Genomic DNA, 21,629 nt, shown 5'->3' on the forward strand with positions numbered 1-21,629 from the left:
CGCAGGTTTTCCCGCAATCGGGCGCTTTCAGATGGCTCCGGAGCGGGCCGCGACGATGACTGCCGCAATCTTGTTGTTGACACCGAGCTTCTCGATAGCCCTGTGCACATGAAAGTTGACCGTGCGTTCACTCAAATTGAGAATCCTGGCAATTTCATAGGCCGTCTTGCCATCGGCCGACAGTTTTAATACTTCGAGTTCCCGCCGTGACAAGGGAGGAGCCTGAGGGCGAGCCGGTTTTCTCGGTTGCATTGCGATCGCCAGAGCGTGCAAATGGCGACTGATGAACACCGAGAATCCGAGATGCTCGTACAGTTCATAGGCTGAAATCGGGCAATGGCTTCTGGCCAGGCTGAGAATACTGCGCAGACCGGTTTCCTCATCGTGGATCGCCTGGGACCAGCCATGCTGCAAACCTTGTTGCTGCAGCTGCTGCCATAGCCATGGCGTCCTGGAAAAAAGCTCTTCGCTCCAGAGAACCGGCAATGTTGAATGATTGCAGTGCGCCACTACCGGGTCTATTTGCGTGGCATTGTTTTTTTCATATTGAATGTTCCACTCATGGGGAAAATTGTTCAGGTTTACCGAACTGGTGCCGGCCACGACTGAGTTCGAAGTAATTGAAAAGCCACAAAATTTATATCCAAGGTTTCTAGCGAAGTTGAGCGCGATTCGATAGGCGGTATTGATCTCTTGTGTGTGTGCCAATTGGTTGAGCTGAGACTCCTTCCAGATCTCCATACAATGATCTCCATTAACCTGTCTTTCTGGTGCAATATTGGATCCAAGATCCGTCACGCCACGAAGTGTAGGACAGTTCCTACGATTATGGTTCGACAATTTTGCTCTTTTAACTCTTGGAAAAGTGTGTTCCAGGTTCTTAGGCGATCGATGAGTTATAAAATGCCATATGGCATTTTATAATCATGGTTGTATGTCGAATTTAGTAAACAGTCCCTAGTGCAGATTAATGTCACTACAAATTGTCGGTGGTTATGCTGCTTTCTTTGCGGGACACTGGGGTATCTTTGATTGGAGACTTCCATGTCCGTCAGCGAAGAAAAATTTACGCGCCAGACCTTGCTCGAGGTTCATCCGCTGACCCCGAACCTGTTTACCCTGCGCGCCACGCGGGATGCAGGGTTTCGTTTTCGGGCGGGGCAGTTTGCCCGATTGGGCGTTACCAAGGCTGACGGCAGTACGGTATGGCGCGCCTACTCGATGGTGTCTTCGCCTTTTGACGAGTTCCTCGAGTTCTTTTCCATTGTCGTACCGGGCGGTGAGTTCACCAGCGAACTGAGCCGGCTGGGTGTTGGCGATGCATTGCTGGTCGACCGCCAGGCCTTTGGCTACCTGACGCTGGACCGGTTTGTCGATGGGCGCGATCTGTGGTTGTTAGCCACAGGCACGGGCATCGCGCCGTTCCTGTCGATACTCCAGGACTTCGAAGTCTGGGAGCGATTCGAGCGGATCATTCTGGTCTACAGCGTTCGCGAAGCTCGGGAACTGGCTTATCAGGAACTGATCGCAGGGCTGGCGAAGCGTGAGTATCTGGCGGAGTACACCCATAAACTGCAATTCATCACCACGGTCACTCGTGAACAGCATCCCGGCTCATTGAACGGGCGGATCACCACGCTGATTGAAAACGGCGAACTGGAGCGCGCCGCGGGTGTTGCGCTGACGCCCGAGCACTCACGGGTCATGCTGTGCGGCAATCCGCAGATGATCGATGACACGCGCAAGCTGCTTAAACAGCGGGACATGCACTTGAGCCTCAGCCGGCGACCCGGCCAGGTGGCGGTGGAAAACTTCTGGTAAAAAAAAACGGCGCCTCGAAGGCGCCGTTTTATTTTTTGCTAATGCCGTCAAGGCCGGTTGTTCTGGGCCTTGAGCAAGTCACGGATCTCGCCCAGCAACTCTTCTTCCTTGGTTGGAACCGGCGGCAGGCTGGGGGCCACGGCCTCTTCGCGCTTCAGGCGGTTGATGGCCTTGACACCCATGAAGATCGCGAAGGCGACGATGACGAAGTCGATGATGGTCTGGATGAATTTGCCATAGGCCAGCACCACGGCGGGAGTAGCACCCTCCGCTGCCTTGAGCGTTATGGCCAGATCACTGAAGTCCACGCCACCGATCAGCATCCCGATTGGCGGCATGATCAGGTCGCCGACAAACGACGTAACGATCTTGCCGAAGGCCGCACCGATGATGATACCGACGGCCATGTCGACCACGTTGCCTTTGACCGCGAAGGCCTTGAACTCATTGAGCACGCCCATAGGTTATTTCCTTGTTACAGATGAGGTTGATGCACGCAGTGTAAATCAGCAAATCGCTTCCTGCTCGAATCAACTGCCTGCTGTGCTTGCCAGCAATCGCCCTGGGTGGTGTTGAACAATTCACCGATTGATCTCATCTGTGGGGCGACCAGGTCTTCTGCGGTGTTTTGCATACGACGTTTTTCAGCGATTTGGCTTCGTTTGTGTGAGCGAGCCAAGGTTGAGGGACTATCACTGAATCGGGACGTTAAAGTTGATCGGGCAGTTAGTGGTCAGCGGTCGGTATTGAAAGTCGATTGCAGTTGTAGTGATGTGGACTATTTGGTTGGTTTTGGGGCTAACAAGCTACGTGTTCCCCTGAGTTAATAACCGTGCTTTATGTAGGTGTTTTTGGGGTTGTGTATTAAGTGTGTAAATGAATAAGGTTTGTATAGGTTTTCAAGTTGTGCAGTAAGGTCTGTCTCTAGGGTTTATTGGTTATGTTAAACAAAAAACTTATACAAGGCTTGTAAGTGAGTGTATATCAATATGTCTGCGTTTAATGGGACTGATTGAAATCATCAAAAGGGTTGCGAAGTATCTGGCCGCACTCGCGCGCTTCAGCTGAGCTATCATCGCGTTTTTTTCCGGGAGTTCCGATGGCCAAGGCCAAGCGCATGTACGGCTGCACCGAGTGTGGCTCAACCTTCCCCAAATGGGCCGGCCAGTGCGGTGAGTGCGGGGCCTGGAACACGCTCACCGAAACCATGGTGGAAAGCGGCGGGGCAGCAGCCCCCAGCGGTCGTACCGGCTGGGCCGGCCAGCAGGCGCAGATCAAGACCTTGGCCGAAGTCAGTGTCGAAGAAATTCCGCGCTTCTCCACTGCCTCCAGCGAGCTCGACCGGGTTCTGGGTGGTGGTCTGGTGGATGGCTCGGTGGTGCTGATCGGTGGCGACCCTGGCATCGGCAAGTCGACCATTCTGTTGCAAACCCTGTGCAACCTCGCCAAGAGCATGCCGGCGCTGTATGTCACCGGTGAGGAATCCCAGCAGCAAGTGGCCATGCGTGCGCGGCGCCTGGGGTTGCCTCAGGATCAACTGCGGGTCATGACCGAAACCTGCATCGAAGCCATCATCGCCACGGCCCGTCAGGAAAAGCCCAAGGTGATGGTGATCGACTCGATCCAGACGATTTTTACCGAGCAACTGCAATCGGCACCGGGTGGTGTATCCCAGGTGCGTGAAAGCGCTGCGTTGCTGGTGCGTTATGCCAAACAGAGCGGTACGGCGATTTTCCTGGTGGGCCACGTCACCAAGGAAGGCGCGCTGGCTGGCCCTCGAGTGCTGGAGCACATGGTCGACACCGTGCTGTATTTTGAAGGCGAGTCCGACGGGCGCCTGCGTCTGCTGCGGGCGGTAAAGAACCGTTTCGGTGCGGTCAATGAGCTGGGCGTGTTCGGCATGACCGATAAGGGTCTGAAAGAAGTCTCCAACCCCTCGGCGATTTTTCTGACCCGGGCCCAGGAAGAAGTCCCAGGTAGCGTGGTGATGGCAACCTGGGAAGGCACGCGGCCGATGCTGGTAGAGGTACAAGCGCTGGTGGACGACAGTCACCTGGCCAACCCGCGTCGGGTCACGCTGGGGCTGGATCAGAACCGGCTGGCGATGTTGCTGGCGGTGCTGCACCGTCACGGTGGCATTCCGACCCATGATCAGGACGTGTTTCTCAACGTGGTCGGCGGGGTCAAGGTGCTGGAAACGGCGTCCGACCTGGCGTTGATGGCGGCGGTGATGTCCAGTTTGCGCAACCGGCCGTTGCCCCACGATCTGCTGGTGTTCGGTGAAGTCGGGCTTTCCGGTGAGGTGCGTCCGGTGCCGAGCGGTCAGGAGCGTTTGAAAGAAGCCGCCAAGCACGGCTTCAAACGGGCCATCGTGCCCAAGGGCAATGCGCCGAAAGAGGCGCCGGCTGGGTTGCAGATCATTGCCGTCACGCGTCTGGAACAGGCGTTGGACGCGTTGTTCGAGTAACTCACGGACGAAACTCAAAACCTGTGGGAGCGGCGGTGCGGCGATCCGACTTGCTCGCTCCCACATTGGATTGATGACAGGCCGTCAAATCTCGATCAGCGCACCCAATTCTCGTTCCAGTTCCTGCGGGTCAGCGAGGTTGAGCTCGATCAATCGTCGCAGGCACTCGATGGATTCCAGGCTAATGTGCCGGCAGACAAAGCCGAGCTGGCCGTGGTCTTCGTGGGTCAGGTGCACATCCATGGCGATATCGACGTCATCGCTCAGATGAATATCCACTGAGAAATCCTGCTGGCGATCGCCCTGCCAGTGTTCGGGTCGCTCGATCAGCAACCCCTTGAGCGACAGATCAATCAACTTCACCGGCCAAGTGGACTCACCCTGACTCAGCTCGGTTCGGACATCGAACGCAATACGTTTGAAGCGGCGACGTTCGGCAGGGGGCTCGCTCATGGCGCGATCCTCGGATATATACGCTGACTATAGACCCGCATGATCAAAGGCATGCCAGCGCATGCAGGTGTCTAGACCAATGTCGGGGTATGGTCTTTGCCGTCAGGAGCGCTAAACTCGGGGTGGCTGTCTTTCTTGTCCACTCTGGCTGGAATAATAAAATGAAAAATAATAATAGCCCGCTACGCCATTTGCCTTGGCTGGTGCTGGCAATCGTAGGTGCGTGCGCCCTGGGTGTCGTGGCATTGCGCCGAGGCGAGGCAATCAACGCCCTGTGGATTGTGGTCGCTGCCGTGGCCATCTATCTGGTCGCCTACCGCTACTACAGTCTGTTCATCGCTAGCAATGTCATGCAACTCGATGCGCGACGGGCCACTCCCGCTGTGCTCAACAATGACGGTCTGGACTACGTTCCAACCAACAAACACATTCTTTTTGGTCACCACTTCGCGGCCATCGCCGGCGCGGGGCCTTTGGTCGGTCCGGTATTGGCGGCGCAGATGGGCTACTTGCCTGGCACGCTGTGGCTGATTGCCGGCGTGGTGCTGGCCGGTGCGGTGCAGGACTTCATGGTCCTGTTCATGTCCACCCGCCGCAACGGCCGATCCCTCGGCGACATGGTCCGTGAGGAAATGGGCCGCATCCCCGGCACCATCGCGCTGTTCGGCTGCTTCCTGATCATGATCATCATCCTCGCGGTGCTGGCGCTGATCGTGGTGAAAGCCCTGGCCGAGAGCCCGTGGGGCATTTTCACGGTGATGGCGACCATCCCGATCGCGATGTTCATGGGCATCTACATGCGCTACATCCGTCCGGGTCGCATCGGTGAAATCTCGGTGATCGGCGTGCTGTTGCTGCTCGGTTCGATCTGGCTCGGCGGGCAGATTGCCGCGGATCCAGTGTGGGCCAAGGCGTTCAGCTTTACCGGTATCCAGATCACCTGGATGCTGATCGGTTACGGTTTTGTCGCAGCGGTGTTGCCTGTGTGGCTGATCCTGGCACCGCGCGACTACCTGTCGACCTTCCTGAAAATCGGCACCATCGTCGCTCTGGCCATCGGCATCCTGGTGACCATGCCCGAGCTGAAAATGCCGGCCCTGACCCAATTCATCGACGGCACCGGCCCGGTATGGAAGGGCGGTCTGTTCCCGTTCCTGTTCATTACCATCGCCTGTGGCGCGGTCTCGGGTTTCCACGCGCTGATCGCTTCCGGCACCACGCCGAAGCTGCTGGATAACGAAACCAACGCCCGCTACATCGGTTATGGCGGCATGCTGATGGAATCGTTCGTGGCGATCATGGCGATGGTCGCCGCGTCGGTGATCGAACCAGGCGTGTACTTCGCCATGAACAGCCCGGCGGCCGTGGTCGGCGGTGATGTGGTGGCCGTTGCGACAGCCGTCAGCAACTGGGGTTTTGCGATTACCCCGGAAGCCCTGCAAGCGGTAGCTCACGACATTGGTGAAACCACCATCCTGGCCCGTGCTGGCGGCGCGCCAACCCTGGCGGTCGGTATCGCGCAGATCCTGCACAGTGTTCTGCCGGGTGAAAACACCATGGCGTTCTGGTACCACTTCGCGATCCTGTTCGAAGCGCTGTTCATCCTGACCGCAGTCGACGCCGGTACCCGTGCCGGTCGCTTTATGCTTCAGGACTTGCTCGGCTCGTTCGTGCCGGCCCTGCGTCGCACCGAATCCTGGACTGCCAACCTGATCGCCACTGGCGGTTGTGTGGCCATGTGGGGCTGGTTGCTGTACCAGGGCGTGATCGATCCATTGGGTGGCATCAACACCCTGTGGCCGCTGTTCGGCATCTCCAACCAGATGCTGGCCGGTATCGCGCTGATGCTCGGCACCGTCGTGTTGATCAAGATGAAACGCCAGCGTTATGTCTGGGTCACCATGTTGCCGGCGGTGTGGCTGTTGATCTGCACCACGACAGCTGGCTTCATCAAGCTGTTCGATGCCAACCCGGCGATCGGCTTCCTGTCGCTGGCCAAGAAATACAGCGATGCCTTGGCCAACGGCCAGATCCTCGCCCCGGCCAAGGACATCACCCAGATGCAGCACGTGATCTTCAACGCCTACACCAACGCAACGCTGACCGCACTGTTCCTGTTCGTGGTGTTCAGCATCCTGTTCTATGCACTCAAGGTCGGTATTGCCGCCTGGGGTAAAAAAGAGCGTACGGATAAAGAATCGCCATTCCAGGCGCTGCCGGATGCGTAACCAGAGGATTGCAGCATGTTCAATGACTTGAGTCGCCTTGGTAAATACCTCGGTCAGGCTGCGCGCCTGATGGTCGGCATGCCCGACTACGACAACTACGTCGAGCATATGCAGACCAAGCACCCGGACAAACCGGTGATGAGCTATGAGATGTTCTTCCGGGAGCGTCAGGAAGCCCGTTACGGTGGCAAGGGTGGGCCGAAGTGCTGTTGATCCGGATTGCGGGTTAACAGCAAAACCTGTGGGAGCGAGCTCGCTCGCGATGGCGGACTGTCAATCAACAGTGATGTTGAATGTTAAGCCGCTATCGCGAGCAAGCTCGCTCCCACATTTGTTTTGTGTTGTTTTTTCACTGTGTGAAAAAGGAGATCCAGTTTGTCCTCTCCCATCCCGGTCACGATCCTCAGCGGCTTCCTCGGCGCCGGCAAGACCACCCTGTTGCGTCACCTGCTCAAGGCCGAGCACGGTCTGAAAATCGCCGTGATCGAAAACGAATTCAGCGACGCCGGTATCGATACCCAGTTGTTGGGCGATGAGCCGGTACAAGTGATGACACTGTCCAATGGCTGCGTCTGCTGCACCATCCACACCGACCTGACCAAAGCGCTTTATCTGTTGCTCGAGCGTCTGGACCAGGGCGACATCGCCTTCGACCGCCTGGTGATCGAATGCACCGGCCTGGCCGATCCGGCGCCCGTGGCACAAACCTTTTTCATCGACGAAGAGTTGCGTGAGCGCTATATCCTCGACGGCATCATCACGCTGGTCGACGCCGCGCATGCCGACTTGCACCTGACCCAGACCATCGCCCAGGCGCAGATCGGATTCGCCGACCGCTTGCTGGTGAGCAAGCGTGACCTGGTGGACGAAGCGACCTTCACCGCGTTGAGCGAGCGCCTGACCCGCATCAACCGTCGCGCCCCGATCCGCGTGGTTGACCACGGCAAGATCGACCTGGCCGAGTTGCTCGATGTGCGCGGCTTCAACCTCAACGCCGACCTCGGTGGCGGCGTGAGTTTGCGCCCGGTCAGCCAGGCAGCTCCATCCATGGACCGCATTTCCAGCCTGGTGCTGCGCACTGAAAAACCGCTGGATATCGACAAGCTCAGTGAGTTCATGAACGAGCTGCTGGAGGAGCATGGCAAGCAATTGCTGCGCTACAAAGGCGTGTTGAGTATCCTCGGCGAATCCCGTCGCATGGTGTTTCAGGGGGTGCTGAAGCTTTATGGTTTCGACTGGGATACCGAGTGGGCGGAGGACGACGTGCGCGAGAGCGTGATCGTGTTCATTGCCGATGACTTGCCGGAGGAAAAGATTCGCGAGGGGTTTGCGCGGGTGGCGGCGGAGTAACGTCAGAAGTTGCAGTGAGCCTTGAGCCGCATCGCGAGCAGACTCGCTGAAGTGCACTCCCCCTGTGGGAGCGAGCCTGCTCGCGAAAGCGATCTAACCTGCGGCACAGTTTTGGCCCATTGCCGATGCAGGGCTCAGCAACAAATCTTCCAGATAATCCAGATGCCGGTTGAGCGCGACTTGCGCCGTCGCGGCATCTCCTCGCTCCAGCGCATCCAGAATCTCCATGTGCTCCACGCAATAATCCTTCTGCTGCAGATCAAACTGCGTAATTGCCAGCGAAGTCACCGGTACCAGGCTCTCAAGAAAATGCGCTAGCGGTGCATTCCCCGCCATTTGTGCCAACTGCAGATGAAACTCTCCCGACAATCGAATCGCCCGGCCACGCTCGACGCATTGACGCTCGTTTTCGACCAGTGTCCGCAGGTGCTTCAGGTCTTGCGCGCAGGGTCGTTGACAGGCCAGCCGCACCAACATGATCTCGGCCAGGCGCCGGGCATGCAGTGTCTGCCGGGTCTGCTCGACATCAAGCTCGGCGACGCGGGGACGATGGTTGACCCGAAGGATGATGACCTGCTGATGGGACAGTCGCGTCAGCACATCACGCATGTCGCTGCGCCTTGCACCGAACATCTGCGCCAGGCTTTCTTCGGTAAAGCGACTGGCCGAATGGATGCGCTGTTCGAAAATGGCGTCGAGGACCCGTGAATACAGATCATCCACCGAAGGGCGGACGGGCAGGGTGGCGAGCGTTTGTGGCGAGGCGAAGCTGTTCATGGCCAATCTCCAGTTCGAAGAGGTTTCAACTGCCGAGGTTGTCTTCCGGGATGTTCAATTCGATGCCCATGCGCTGGCCTTCGCGCAAAATGTGCCGACGCATCTCGGCGCTGGCCTGGGCGCTGTTCTTGCTGCGGATCGCCCGCACCACCGCCTCGTTTTCTTCAAGGCGCTCAGCCAGATGCTCCGGGGAGTTGCGTAACACTTCGGCGCTCTGTTTGAGGGCGTTGCTGGTCTGCTGGACCACGCTCTGGAAGATGGGGTTGGATGTGAGCGTGAACAATTCTTCGTGGAACGCGATGTAGGCATTCACGCCGGCTTCACTGTCGATGGCTTCCAGGGCTTCGCGCATGTCCATCAGGGTCAGGCGCAGCTGCCCGACTTCCTTGCTGCTGATGGACTGCGCCACCAGGCCGACGATGAACGGCTCGAGGGTGTAGCGCAGTTGCAGCACGTCTTCCAGGCTCGCTGCGGCCACTGCACTGTCATGCGTCTGGCTGTCAGCGAGATTGGCTTCGAGCACCACCACGCCTTTGCCCGGCATCGAACGCACCAGGCCAAGGGTTTCCAGGACAATGACCGCCTCACGCAGGCTCGGGCGGCTGATGCCCAATTGTTCGGCCAGATCGCGTTGCCCCGGCAGCATTTCGCCGGAGCGCCACTGACCTCGGGCCAAAGCGGCCCGAAGTTTTTCTACCACTGAGTTGACGACGGTTGATGAGGTAATCACTAGTTCGCTCCATGAGCCGTGCCTGCGGTCGGCAGGCACGGCGGTCATTCAGAATTCTTTGGCTGCCGCTTGAGCAACCGGTTTTCTCGGCTGGAAGGTATAACCCGCCTGGCCCGAAAGTACCTTGTTCGCCCGCTCCACATCGATGTCCTTTTCCCACCGCGCGATGGCGACGGTCGCCACACAGTTGCCGATCAGGTTGGTCAGCGCCCGGCCGATGCCCATGAACCAGTCCACGGCCAGCACCAGCACCAGACCCACCACCGGAATTGCCGGAATGGCTGTCAGGGTGGCCGCCAGAATCACCAGCGCCGAGCCCGGAATACCGTGGGCCCCCTTGGACGTGATCAACGATACCAACAGAATCGTCAGCAGGTCGGTCATCGCCAGCGGCGTGCCGGTGGCATTGGCGATGAACACGATGGCCAGGGTCAGGTAGATCGAGAAACCGTCGAGGTTGAACGAGTAACCCGTTGGAATCACCAGCCCGACCGTCGAACTGCCGATGCCCAGATGCTCAAGCTTGCGCATGATTTGTGGCAGTACAGCGTCGGACGAAGCAGTGCCCATGACGATCAGCAGTTCTTCGCGCAGGTACTTGAGCAACGGCCACATCTTCAAGCCGGAGAGGCGCATCACCAGGCCGAGAATCAAGGCCACGAAGGCAGTACAGGTCAGGTAGAACAGACCGACCAGGCTGCCCAGGTGCTGCAGCGAGTCCAGGCCATATTTGCTAGTGGTGAAGGCGATCGCACCGAACACACCAATCGGCGCCAGGCGCACGATCATGCCCATGATGCGGAAGATCACATGGCTGAGTTCATTGATCAGCCGTGAAATACCCGACGCCGCCTCGCCCACCAGATTCAGTGCACTGCCGAACAACACTGAAAACAGCAGGACCTGCAGGATATTGTTATCGGCAAAGGCACCGATCACCGAAGTCGGAATCAGTTCCATCAGGAACTGTGTGGTGGTGTGCATGTGCTGGCCGCGCTGGGCAATGTCGCCCATGTCGGCTGCGGAAAGCTGCTCCAGGTGAATGTTCGCGCCGCTGCCGATGCCGGTGCTGAAGGCGAACACCAGACCGATCACCAGGGCGATGGTGGTCAGTACTTCAAAGTAGATCACCGATTTGAGGCCGATGCGTCCGACCTTTTTCAGGTCGCCGGCACCGCTGATGCCGCTAACTACTACGCAAAACACAATCAGGCCGATGAGCATTTTGATCAGCTTGATAAAACCGTCACCGAGCGGTTTGAGCTGAGCGGAGTATTCGGGAAGGGTCAGCCCGCAGATGATGCCGAGCACCAGTCCGAGAACCACTTGGAGGAAGATTGAACGCGAGCACCATCTGAGCATGGGAGGAATCCTGGTCGGTGTCCTGGCTTCCGTGTGCGGGGCACATCAGATTCAGGACTTAATTATTGTGGTCTTACCGGTATGTCCAGTGCAGGCGCAGTCTAGGCGTTATTTTTGGGTGTTCGCAAGTAAAAATTAGAAAATTGGCATGACCGGTCTTACCAGTTGGTTGGTGAGCGCAGTTTAGAGCCTTTCACCGGCGGAATAAAAAAAAACGGGCGAAAAAAAACCGGCCATCTCTGGCCGGTTTTTATAGCTACGGTTTAGCGGGCTGATTAAGCGCCGTACACCGGCAGCTTCTTGCAGATAGCCTTGACCTTCTCACGAACGGCGTCGATCACCGCTTCGTTGTTCAGGTCAGCCAGGATGTCGCAGATCCAGCCGGCCAGTTCCTTGCACTCTGCTTCCTTGAAGCCACGAGTGGTCACAGCCGGGGTGCCGAAGCGCAGGCCGGAGGTGACGAACGGGGAACGTGGGTCGTTTGGCACCGAGTTCTTGTTCACGGTGATGAACGCTTTGCCCAGCGCGGCGTCGGCGTCTTTACCGGAGATTTCCTGCTTGATCAGCGACAGCAGGAACAGGTGGTTCTCAGTACCGCCGGAAACCACGTCGAAACCGCGCTCGATGAACACGCTGGCCATGGCCTGGGCGTTCTTCACTACTTGTTGCTGGTAAACCTTGAACTCAGGCTGCAGCGCTTCCTTGAAGCAGATCGCCTTGGCTGCGATCACGTGCTCCAGTGGGCCGCCCTGGGCGCCCGGGAATACCGCGGAGTTCAGCTTCTTCTCGATGTCGGCGTTGGCGCGAGCCAGGATCAGGCCGCCACGTGGACCGCGCAGGGTCTTGTGGGTGGTGGTGGTCACCACGTCAGCGAATGGAACCGGGTTCGGGTAGACGCCAGCGGCGACCAGACCGGCCACGTGGGCCATGTCGACGAACAGGTAGGCACCTACTTTGTCGGCGATTGCACGGAAGCGCGGGAAGTCGAGGATCTGCGAGTAGGCAGAGAAACCGGCCACGATCATTTTTGGCTTGTGCTCAACGGCCAGGCGCTCGACTTCGTCGTAGTCGATCAGGCCGTTGGCGTCGATGCCGTACTGGATGGCGTTGTACAGCTTGCCCGAAGACGAAACGCTGGCGCCGTGGGTCAGGTGACCACCGTGGGCCAGGCTCATGCCCAGGATGGTGTCGCCGGCCGACAGCAGGGCCAGGTAAACCGCGGAGTTGGCTTGGGAGCCAGCGTGCGGCTGAACGTTGGCATAGTCAGCGCCGAACAGCTCTTTGGCGCGGTCGATAGCCAGCTGCTCGACGATGTCTACGTACTCGCAACCACCGTAGTAGCGCTTGCCCGGGTAGCCTTCGGCGTACTTGTTGGTCAGTACCGAGCCTTGAGCTTCCATCACCGCAGGGCTGGTGTAGTTTTCCGAAGCGATCAGCTCAATGTGCTCTTCCTGGCGCTGAGCTTCTTGCTCCATGGCGGCAAAGAGATCGGCGTCGTACTTGGCAATAGTCAAATCACGGCTGAACATGGCGGTCCTCAGGGATCGGGGGCGGAAAAGGGGGGCATTCTAACCCAATGGGTTTTAGATGGCATATGAAACGGCATCATGTCGCAGACAAGTGGCATTCACGGTGCTCGGCAGAATATAGGGACACATATTTTCGCTGAAGCACGGAGCCGAGTTGGGCATCCTTGTTTTTAGCGGGGCACACTTTGTTCTGGAAGCCTGGGATGAAGGCTGAGCTGACGAATGTCTTGCCCCTGAACATTGGACAGGAAATCAATGGATGAAGCCCGTGACCAATCAGATACCTACCACACCTGTTTTTGCGCATGCTTGCTCATGTCGTTGGATGGCCCCTGTCTGGGGCATCGTGTTTGCTTGCATGGTACCCGGTACGACGTACGCCTTGGACGTTGCCCCTGTGCTGCTGGATAGTCCCGCCGGGCAGTTTGCAATTGAGCCGGACACGTTGGCCATTTCGCTCACGACTTCACAAGGCAAGCGCCTGGCATTGGCATCCCCGGCTTTCAGCGGTAGCAGGGTTGAGCGGCTGTCATATCGCGAATGGCAAGTGGCTGCCGGCACGGGCCACTACAAGGTCACAGCCAATATCGAGCTCGGTGCATTACGGGTGTCAGTCCGGTCACGAGGTCCCTCCGTATTGAACTGGCCTCGGACCGCGGATCCCGGGGCCATCAAGGCCTATGCATTTCCTTTTGGCGAGGGCAGTTACGTGCCGGCAGACGACCCCGGATGGCTTGACTGGATGGTGCGTCGATACGAACCGGAAAGCGTGCTGAGTATTCTTTCCATGCCGTTCTGGACGGAGTTGCGAGAGGGGCTTTCCGTTACCTGGCTGTTGGAAACACCTCTGGATACAACGTTTGATGTAGAGCGCAGGGCTGATCGTGTACGACCTGGTTTTACTCACAGTTTCTCCTCCCTATCCCCCGATGCCGCTTATACCCTGCGTATTGTGCCCGGCCTGCAGGATCCGTTGGCGGGGGCGCATGGTTACCGGCGATGGCTGCAAGCAAACGGCCAATTTGTTTCCTTGAACGACAAGATTGCCATGACACCCGAGGTCGCCCGGTTAGGAGGGGCATCCCATATCTATCTATGGGGCAGCGCTCCACTGAAAGTCGCGGACATTGTTCAATGGCAAGCGTTTCTGGAACAGTTCCAGCGCCAGAAAGGCGATGGCACGCAACTGGCGGGCCGACTGTGGGCGGTACTTGATGATGAAAAGCGCAAAACCGTCGAGATGGCGTTCAAGGCGGGGGCGAGGAACCAGGGCGATATTGAGCCATCGCTGAAAAAAGAGGTGGTTCGAGCGCTCAACGCGGCACTGTTGAAAGTGATTGCCCGTCCTGAAGTGACACCCCTGCCGGGTGGACATGACCCTGGCGGTGAAGTTGTGTGGACTCGGGATATGAGAATCGCCATGGACCAGGCCTTCGGTCCGCTGTTGGCTCCCCACCAGCGTTGGGGGGGCGGTCTGTCGACCGACCTGGTCAGCGCACTGCAATCGGCAGGTTTGCGTCGTGCCTGGCTGGGAGTCAGTGAGTGGCGAACGGCGCTTTGGCACCCTGAAGCCCTTGAGCAAGCCAAGGCGGCGGGTTACCTGGTCGGCGTCTACGACAGCTATGGCAGCGCTCACCCCTCAAACCTTGTGGAAACCTGGTCTACCGCGCAGATGGGCGACGAGTTGGCGAATGCCGGTTACCGGGATAAAAACGGCCAGATCGTCACCGGTTTTGCTGGAAAGGGGGTATATGTCAGCGCTCGTGCAGTCCATGACTATGCTCGAAAACGCATCGATGCGATTGCAAAAAACTCTGGGCTCAACAGCTATTTTCTGGATGTGGATGGCGCCGGCCCGCCGCGTGAGGACTATACGCCCGGCCGTGAGACCAGTGAGTCGCAGGACAGCCAGAGCGTGCGCCAGAGGCTGGCCTATCCTACCCAGGCACTTGGCCTGGTGACCGGAACGGAAGGTGGGTTGTCCTGGTACACCCCACAGTTCGCGTTTGCCCAGGGCATGACGACACAGCCCTTCGCGTGGATGGATCCTGATATGAAGGATTCACTCTCGCCGTACTATCGAGGGAATTACTGGCCCGAAGAAACGCCCGGTCTTTACTTCAAGCCTGTTCCGCTCAAGCCTTCGGTCGCCCGTTATGAACGCTCGCCACGGTTTCGCCTGCCGCTTTATCAAATCGCCTTGCATGACAGCGTCGTGACAACCCATCACTGGGAGTACGGCTCATTGAAGTTCAGCAATGAGTGGGAGGCGACGGCACTCCTGCAGCTGTTGTATATGGTGCCGCCGCTTTATCACCTCGCCGATGAAGTGCTCGATCGTGATCTGCCGGTGATCGCGGCCTATGACCGTATCTTCCGCCCGCTGCACGAGCGACTGTTCAGAGTGGCGATGGTGGATTTCAAGGTGTTGTCGAAGGATCGCGCGCTCCAGCAATCAAGCTATGCGGATGGAACGCGCATCACCGCGAACTTCAGCAGCGGGCCGATGGTGGTGGAAGGTACGACGTTACCTGCGCTCTCTGCGCGTGTCGAAGAACCTGGGCAGCCTGTGCGAGTGCATGAAATGAGTACGGTGTTCAAGGCGCGTTGAGACGGTTGGGCGGCGGACAATCAAACATGAACAATGCATCGTTACTGTATTGAGCCTCGAACTGATTGGCCGGCATCGGGCGACCGAACAGGTAACCCTGCACCTCGTCGCAACCGTGCTCCCTCAGGAAATCAAGCTGCTCGTGGGTTTCCACGCCTTCGGCGATCACCGCCAGGTTAAGGCTGTGGGCCATGGCAATGATTGCCCGGGCAATTTGTGCATCCTGCTCGCCGCTGGGCAGGCCATCGACGAAGGTGCGGTCGATTTTCAACACGTCGATGGGAAATTGCTTGAGGTAGTTCAGGGATGAGTAACCGGTGCCAAAGTCATCCACCGCAATGCTCAGCCCAAGGTTTTTCAGCCCGGCGAGAATCTGCATCGCCTCGCTGACTTCGCACATCAGGATACTTTCGGTCAGTTCCAGCTCCAGGCACGCCGGTGGCAGGCCGGTTTCCTTGAGGATGGTGGCGATCCGCGTGCCGAGTTGGCCATCGGAGAACTGCCGCGCCGAGATGTTCACCGACACCTTCGGCACCCGTACCTTGGCCTGATGCCAGGCCTTGAGTTGGCGGCAGGCTTCGCTGATCACCCAGTCGCCGACATCCACCACCAGCCCGAGCTCTTCGAGCACCGGAATGAAATCCCCCGGCGGCACCAGCCCGCGGCGTGGATGACGCCAGCGCAGCAGCGCCTCGGCACCGGTCAGGCGTTTGCCATCACCGCTGAGCTGCGGCTGGTAATACAGCACGAATTCGTTCTGTTCCAGGGCATGGCGCAAGTCGCTTTCCAGCTCCAGACGCTCCAGCGCACTGGCGTTCATGTCCGCCTGATAGAACTGGAAGTTGTTCTTGCCACGCTCCTTGGCGTGATACATCGCGGTGTCGGCATTCTTCATCAGCTGGCTGAGTTCGTTGCCGTCTTGCGGACTCAGGGCGATGCCGATACTGGCCGTGACGAAGAACTCGCGGCCTTCGAGCACGAACGGTTTCACCAGGCTGGCGAGAATCTGTTCGGCCACATGGATCGCCCGGTTCAGGGCGATTTCACGGTTGGCTCGCGGTTGCAGGAGCAAAGTGAATTCGTCACCGCCCATGCGCGCCACGGTGTCGTCATCGTCGACGCAACCGAGCAGGCGCGTGGCCATTTCCTTGAGCATGCGGTCGCCGGCGGCGTGACCCAAGGAGTCGTTGATCGGCTTGAAGCGATCGAGATCGAGGAACATCAGCACCACCCACGACTTCTGCCGTTCGGCCGATTGCAACGCCGTGTGCAGGCGATCCTGGAACAGTGAGCGGTTGGGCAGGTGAGTCAGGGCGTCGTAGTAGGCGAGGCGGTGAATCCGCTGCTCACTGGCCTTGCGCTCGCTGATGTCGCTGAAGAAACACACATAACTGGCCAGGTCGCCTTCGTCGTCGAGTACGGCGGTGATCCCGACCCAGGCCGGGTAGTGCTCGCCGTTGCGGCGCTTGAGCCAGACTTCACCTTCCCAGGTGCTGTGCTGGCCCAATTGCTTGAGCACGTAACGCAGATGGGTTTCCTGCTGCTCGTCGACGGTCAGCATGTTCGGCAACTGGTCGAGGACCTGCTCCACGGCATAACCGCTGACACGGCTGAAGGCTTCGTTGGCCTGGACGATGTAGCCGGCCGGGTCGGTGATCAGGATCGCCGAGGTCGAGTGTTCGAATACCGTGGCGGCCATGCGCAAGTCTTTTTCGGCCCGGCGTTGCTGGCTGATGTCGCGGCCGACGCCGAGCACGCCTTCGAACGTAACCTGTTCGTCCCAGACCAATACCAGACGCAGTTCGATCGGGATCTTGCGCCCGTCGGCCCGCAGGCAATCGAACAGGAACAGTTGGGTTTGCACCTGGCTGCGTAACAGCGCCAGTTGGTCCGGTTGATCCAGCGCTTTACTGACCCGGTCCATCAGGTGGTAGATGCCGGTCAGTTGTTGCGGGTTGGCGATGGTCGATTGCCAGCCGTTCTGGAAAATCCACTCGGCGTCGTAACCCAGCACCGCTTGCACCGAAGGGCTGACGTAATTGAGGTTGAGGCGGCTGTCGGTGGAGAAGATCACGTCGCTGATGCTTTCGGCGAGCATCCGGTAGCGCTGCTCACTGTCGCGCAGGGACTCACTGGCTTCGATCTGGTCGGTGATGTCCTTGGCCACGCCGATGATCCGCGTGACCTGATCGTCCTTGTCCCGCGCCAGTGCCTGCTCGCGAATCTCGAAGCGTCGCCACTGGCCGTCCCGATGGCGGAAGCGCAACTGGCACTGCATCAACTGGCGATAGCCGGCCTGGCGCTGGACCTGGCGGGAGCGGTGGTAATAGTCGGCGTCTTCGGGGTGCAGGAGGATTTCCCAGAAGTATTCGCCCATCTGGTGCAGTTCGGTACGGTTGTAACCCAGTGTCTGGCCCAGATGATGGTTGCTGTAGATCATGCGCTGGCTGATCACATCCTGCACATACAGGTGATCCGGCACGGTGCGCACCACGTCCGACCAAAACCCTTCGCGCTCCTGCAGTGACAACTCGATGAGCTTGCGGCTGGTGATGTCGGTGATGCTCAGGATCACCGCGTTATAGTCGTCCTGGGTTTGCGGCAGGCGCAGCACCAGCCACAGGTGCTGGTCGCGACCACTGGCATCCTGCAGTTTAATTTCCAGCTCAAGCTGTTGCTGCTGGTTGAGCACCGCGTCGAGTACCTGGTTGCCGATGGCGGTGCCGTCCTGCGGATGGCCGTCGATCAGCAGTTGCCAGGCTTTGTCGGCGCTATCGACATTAAGCAGTTGCAGCGCTACCTGGTTGACCTCGGTGATCCGCAGTTCCTTGAGCAATTGCCGGCGTTGATCCGGGATCGCCAGCCACGCTTGCAGTTGTTCGCTGCCCTGCAGTTGTGCCTTGTCGAAAAAGACCTTGAACCCGGACATGTCGAGGACGCACAAGGCCACGCCGGTGCCTTCGAAAATGTCCTGATAACGCCGGCGGCCTTCGCTCAATTGGCGCTGACGTCGGCGCGTGTTCAGCAAGGCGATGAACGGCAGCATGGAAAACGCCAGGCCCAGCAGGCATTTGCCGATGAACGCCGGCAGCAGCTCTTCCAGCACGCGCTGACGGTCGAACAAGCCGCGCAGTTGCCAATCGCTGCTGCTCAGCGCAACGGTCAGCACGCTGTTGGCGACATCATCCTCGGTCAGCGTGCCCGGATTGACCGAGGGCAGCGCTTCGTCGCGGCTGATGATCTGATGATTGATGCGGTTCTCAACCAGCCACAACGGGCGGCGGCCGGCCTCGCTTTGCTTGGTCAAGGACGAAAAGAAGGTGGGTGTCAGGCGCAAGACCCAATAGCCTCGGGAACTGCCGCTGGCCTGATGCAACAATAAATGCACCACGGAACCGTCGGTGGCGTTGCTGAAGTAGTGCGACTGGGCGTGGCTGCGGCGTACCAGTTCACCCAGGTAGTCGCTGTCATCGCTGTCGGGAGTGCTGTCACTGATGACTCTTCCCGAGGGGCTGAGCAACGCCAGGCTGCGCAGATCCGGCAGCGACTGTTGCAGCTTGCGCAGCAGGGCTTGCAGTTCATCGGCGCCTTGCGGTTGCTCGACGATCGGCAACAGGTTGAGGGCGATCTGCGCGTTGAGCGCCATGTTCAGGCTGACCTGCGCAGCCAGATCGGCGGCGTAGTCGATGGTGTACTGACGCTGGTTCTTCTGGGTTTCCCGCAACTGGTCGAGCAACTGCCAGAACAGCAGGGCCAGCAGCAATAATGCGAGTGTCGCCAAGGTGCCCTTCAAGGTCCCGCGCAGGGGAGAGCCGGGCGCTGTGGCCGACGCGCTGGAAGTCAGAGGCGGAGGGACTTTGGACAAGCTGTAATCCTGCGGTTTGGCTGGACTGGCGCGACGTGCACTATAAGCCGGACGCCCGAAGGGCGGCTAGCATGCCTTGAGTTGTGGCGAAGTGCCAGCCCCTGTCCGTCGGCTGGACTGCCACCGGTCATTAAGGTAGCTTTGCCGGTTACGCGGGAGCGTTCCAGCTCCGGGGGGCGTTCTCAATTAGTTTCCGCACCGCGCCGGGCCTGCACAACAGCAGGCCCGGCCCTTCGGGTTGTGCCTTAAAGCGGGCCAGGCTGCGTTGCAGGCCTTGGAAAGGGAACGACCATTCCCAGCGGCCTGCGCCTTGCCTGGTCCGCTTTAAGGCGACAACGCGGCGTGGAAACTAATTGAGAACGCCCCCATAATCAGACTTTTTCAGCGCGCACGTATTGATAGCCTCAAGCGAGCGACGCGCACGGTCTGGCCGGGCATTGCCTGCGCTCCAATCATTCATCAGTCACTGACCCTAGGTTCTCCATGGCTCAATACGTATTCACCATGCATCGGCTGGGCAAAGTTGTTCCGCCGAAGCGGGAAATCCTGAAAAACATTTCTCTGTCCTTCTTCCCTGGCGCCAAGATTGGCGTACTCGGCCTCAACGGTTCGGGTAAGTCCACGCTGCTGAAAATCATGGCTGGCGTTGACACCGAATTCGACGGCGAAGCCCGCCCGATGCCGGAGCTGAACATCGGTTATCTGCCGCAAGAGCCGATCCTGGACCCGACCAAAACCGTGCGTGAAGTGGTCGAGGAAGCGGTCAGCGTGATCAAGAACGCCCAGGCGCGCCTGGACGAGGTCTACGCGGCTTACGCTGAAGAAGACGCCGACTTCGACAAACTGGCTGCTGAACAGGCCAAGCTCGAAGCGATCCTGCAAGCCAGCGACGGTCACAACCTCGATCGTCAGCTGGAAGTCGCCGCCGATGCGCTGCGTCTGCCGGCCTGGGATGCCAAGGTTGAATTCCTGTCCGGTGGTGAGAAGCGTCGTGTGGCTCTGTGCCGCCTGCTGCTGTCCGCCCCCGACATGCTGCTGCTCGACGAACCGACCAACCACCTGGACGCCGATTCCGTTGCGTGGCTTGAGCACTTCCTGCACGACTTCCCAGGCACAGTGGTCGCGATCACGCACGACCGTTACTTCCTGGATAACGTTGCCGGCTGGATTCTGGAACTCGACCGCGGCGCGGGCATTCCTTACGAGGGCAACTATTCGGGTTGGCTGGAAGCCAAGTCCGATCGTCTGGCTGCCGAATCCAAGCAGCAGTCGGCCCACGAAAAAGCCATGAAGGAAGAACTGGAGTGGGTGCGCAAAGGCGCCAAGGCCCGCCAGTCGAAATCCAAGGCTCGTCTGCAACGCTTCGAAGAAATGCAGTCGCAGGAATTCCAGAAGCGCAGCGAAACCAACGAGATCTACATCCCGGCCGGTCCACGCCTGGGCGACAAGGTCATCGAATTCAAGAACGTCACCAAGGGCTACGGCGATCGCGTGTTGATCGACAACCTGTCGTTCTCCATGCCTAAAGGCGCCATCGTTGGCGTGATCGGCGGTAACGGTGCCGGTAAGTCAACCCTGTTCCGTATGCTGATGGGCAAGGAAACGCCGGATTCGGGCAGTATCGAAGTCGGTGAAACCGTGCAACTGGCTTGCGTGGATCAGAGCCGCGAAGACCTGGACGGCAGCAAGACCGTGTTCCAGCAGATTTCCGACGGTTCCGACCAGATCCGCATCGGCAACTACGAGATCCCGTCGCGGACCTACGTCGGTCGCTTCAACTTCAAGGGCGGCGATCAGCAGAAGTTCGTCAAGGACCTGTCCGGTGGTGAGCGCGGTCGCTTGCACTTGGCCCTGACCTTGAAAGAGGGCGGCAACGTCCTGCTGCTCGACGAACCGTCCAACGACCTCGACGTTGAAACCCTGCGTTCCCTGGAAGAAGCCCTGCTGGACTTCCCGGGCGCCGCCATTGTGATCTCCCACGACCGGTGGTTCCTTGACCGCGTCGCGACTCACATCCTGGCGTATGAAGACGACTCGCAAGCGGTGTTCTTCGAAGGCAACTACACCGAGTACGAAGCCGACCGTAGAAAGCGCCTCGGCGAAGCGGCTGCCCAGCCGCATCGTGTACGCTACAAGAAGCTGGCCTGATTTCGGGTTGGTTGCATAAAGAGCGGAGCCTTCGGGCTCCGTTTTTTTGTGCGCCCAGCATGGGCGCAATCTTGCGGGTGAAAGTCCCGTCGTAAGCTGACCACAGCGAACGAAGTGAAGCGCAACTGCATGAGGGCGACCGAGTGTGGGGAGGAAGCGTGAATCGAAACCGCGAGCCGATGGACAAGAACCGGATATAAGGCGAAGCCGATCAGGGCGAGCGAGCAAAAGATCGCGAAGCTCTTGTGGTCAAGGATCAGGCTGCGTAAATCCGGCGGTTGTGCGGGG

General features: G+C 58.9%; 16 protein-coding genes. 7 read left to right on the plus strand and 9 right to left on the minus strand.

Going from position 1 to position 21,629, the window contains the following annotated elements:
* Positions 1-27: 27 nt before the first annotated feature.
* A complete protein-coding gene (locus AC1DVE_RS24105; RefSeq protein WP_223459185.1) occupies positions 28-741 on the minus strand; it encodes a helix-turn-helix transcriptional regulator in 714 nt (237 codons plus the stop codon).
* A 303-nt stretch (positions 742-1,044) separates the two neighbouring features.
* On the opposite strand from AC1DVE_RS24105, the gene AC1DVE_RS24110 reads away from it, so the two are divergent.
* Entirely contained in the window at positions 1,045-1,821 is a 777-nt protein-coding gene (locus AC1DVE_RS24110) for a ferredoxin--NADP reductase (protein ID WP_223459186.1), read from the plus strand.
* Positions 1,822-1,868: 47 nt separating this feature from the next.
* On the opposite strand, the gene mscL is transcribed toward AC1DVE_RS24110, so the two are convergent.
* Positions 1,869-2,282 carry a large-conductance mechanosensitive channel protein MscL gene (gene mscL / locus AC1DVE_RS24115; RefSeq protein WP_008004290.1) on the minus strand — a complete coding sequence of 138 codons (414 nt, stop codon included), beginning with the start codon at positions 2,280-2,282 and terminating at the stop codon, positions 1,869-1,871.
* Between the two features lie 638 nt (positions 2,283-2,920).
* Between mscL and radA the strand changes: the two genes are divergently transcribed.
* Positions 2,921-4,288, plus strand: a complete 1,368-nt coding sequence (gene radA, locus AC1DVE_RS24120) for a DNA repair protein RadA (RefSeq protein ID WP_008004292.1) — start codon at positions 2,921-2,923, stop codon at positions 4,286-4,288.
* A gap of 84 nt (positions 4,289-4,372) precedes the next feature.
* Here radA and AC1DVE_RS24125 read toward each other — a convergent pair whose 3' ends face one another.
* Entirely contained in the window at positions 4,373-4,741 is a 369-nt protein-coding gene (locus tag AC1DVE_RS24125; RefSeq protein WP_223459188.1) for a PilZ domain-containing protein, read from the minus strand.
* Positions 4,742-4,902: 161 nt separating this feature from the next.
* Here AC1DVE_RS24125 and AC1DVE_RS24130 point away from each other — a divergent pair, with 161 nt between their 5' ends.
* The 3 genes from AC1DVE_RS24130 to yjiA all read left to right on the plus strand — a co-directional run bounded on the left by AC1DVE_RS24130 (position 4,903) and on the right by yjiA (position 8,319).
* Positions 4,903-6,969 (plus strand): carbon starvation CstA family protein, encoded by a 2,067-nt coding sequence (locus AC1DVE_RS24130; RefSeq protein WP_223459190.1) that lies wholly within the window; start codon positions 4,903-4,905, stop codon positions 6,967-6,969.
* 15 nt (positions 6,970-6,984) lie between these two features.
* Positions 6,985-7,182 (plus strand): YbdD/YjiX family protein, encoded by a 198-nt coding sequence (locus AC1DVE_RS24135; RefSeq protein ID WP_007895266.1) that lies wholly within the window; start codon positions 6,985-6,987, stop codon positions 7,180-7,182.
* Positions 7,183-7,344: 162 nt separating this feature from the next.
* On the plus strand, positions 7,345-8,319 hold the full coding sequence (gene yjiA / locus AC1DVE_RS24140) for a GTPase (RefSeq protein WP_223459192.1): 975 nt from the start codon (positions 7,345-7,347) through the stop codon (positions 8,317-8,319).
* Positions 8,320-8,412: 93 nt separating this feature from the next.
* Here the strand turns inward: yjiA and AC1DVE_RS24145 are convergent, their stop codons facing one another.
* The 4 genes from AC1DVE_RS24145 to glyA all read right to left on the minus strand — a co-directional run bounded on the left by AC1DVE_RS24145 (position 8,413) and on the right by glyA (position 12,717).
* Entirely contained in the window at positions 8,413-9,096 is a 684-nt protein-coding gene (locus AC1DVE_RS24145) for a GntR family transcriptional regulator (protein ID WP_223459194.1), read from the minus strand.
* A 25-nt stretch (positions 9,097-9,121) separates the two neighbouring features.
* Positions 9,122-9,826, minus strand: a complete 705-nt coding sequence (locus tag AC1DVE_RS24150) for a FadR/GntR family transcriptional regulator (RefSeq protein WP_223459196.1) — start codon at positions 9,824-9,826, stop codon at positions 9,122-9,124.
* Positions 9,827-9,874: 48 nt separating this feature from the next.
* Entirely contained in the window at positions 9,875-11,188 is a 1,314-nt protein-coding gene (locus tag AC1DVE_RS24155) for a C4-dicarboxylate transporter DctA (RefSeq protein ID WP_223459198.1), read from the minus strand.
* A 275-nt stretch (positions 11,189-11,463) separates the two neighbouring features.
* The gene (glyA, locus tag AC1DVE_RS24160; RefSeq protein ID WP_223459200.1) at positions 11,464-12,717 is read right to left on the minus strand and encodes a serine hydroxymethyltransferase; all 1,254 of its coding nucleotides are present in this window, start codon (positions 12,715-12,717) and stop codon (positions 11,464-11,466) included.
* Between the two features lie 259 nt (positions 12,718-12,976).
* On the opposite strand from glyA, the gene AC1DVE_RS24165 reads away from it, so the two are divergent.
* Positions 12,977-15,328, plus strand: coding sequence for a glycoside hydrolase (locus AC1DVE_RS24165; RefSeq protein WP_477784259.1), 2,352 nt, complete (start codon positions 12,977-12,979; stop codon positions 15,326-15,328).
* Here AC1DVE_RS24165 and AC1DVE_RS24170 read toward each other — a convergent pair.
* The gene (locus tag AC1DVE_RS24170; RefSeq protein ID WP_477784260.1) at positions 15,315-19,193 is read right to left on the minus strand and encodes a sensor domain-containing protein; all 3,879 of its coding nucleotides are present in this window, start codon (positions 19,191-19,193) and stop codon (positions 15,315-15,317) included. The genes AC1DVE_RS24165 and AC1DVE_RS24170 overlap by 14 nt on opposite strands.
* A 483-nt stretch (positions 19,194-19,676) precedes the next feature.
* On the opposite strand from AC1DVE_RS24170, the gene ettA reads away from it, so the two are divergent.
* Positions 19,677-21,341 (plus strand): energy-dependent translational throttle protein EttA, encoded by a 1,665-nt coding sequence (gene ettA / locus AC1DVE_RS24175; RefSeq protein WP_223459206.1) that lies wholly within the window; start codon positions 19,677-19,679, stop codon positions 21,339-21,341.
* Here the strand turns inward: ettA and AC1DVE_RS24180 are convergent.
* The coding region (locus tag AC1DVE_RS24180; RefSeq protein ID WP_477784261.1) for a hypothetical protein at positions 21,323-21,629 on the minus strand (307 nt) is incomplete at its 5' end. The genes ettA and AC1DVE_RS24180 overlap by 19 nt on opposite strands.

Source organism: Pseudomonas sp. P4_B4, assembly GCF_056402255.1.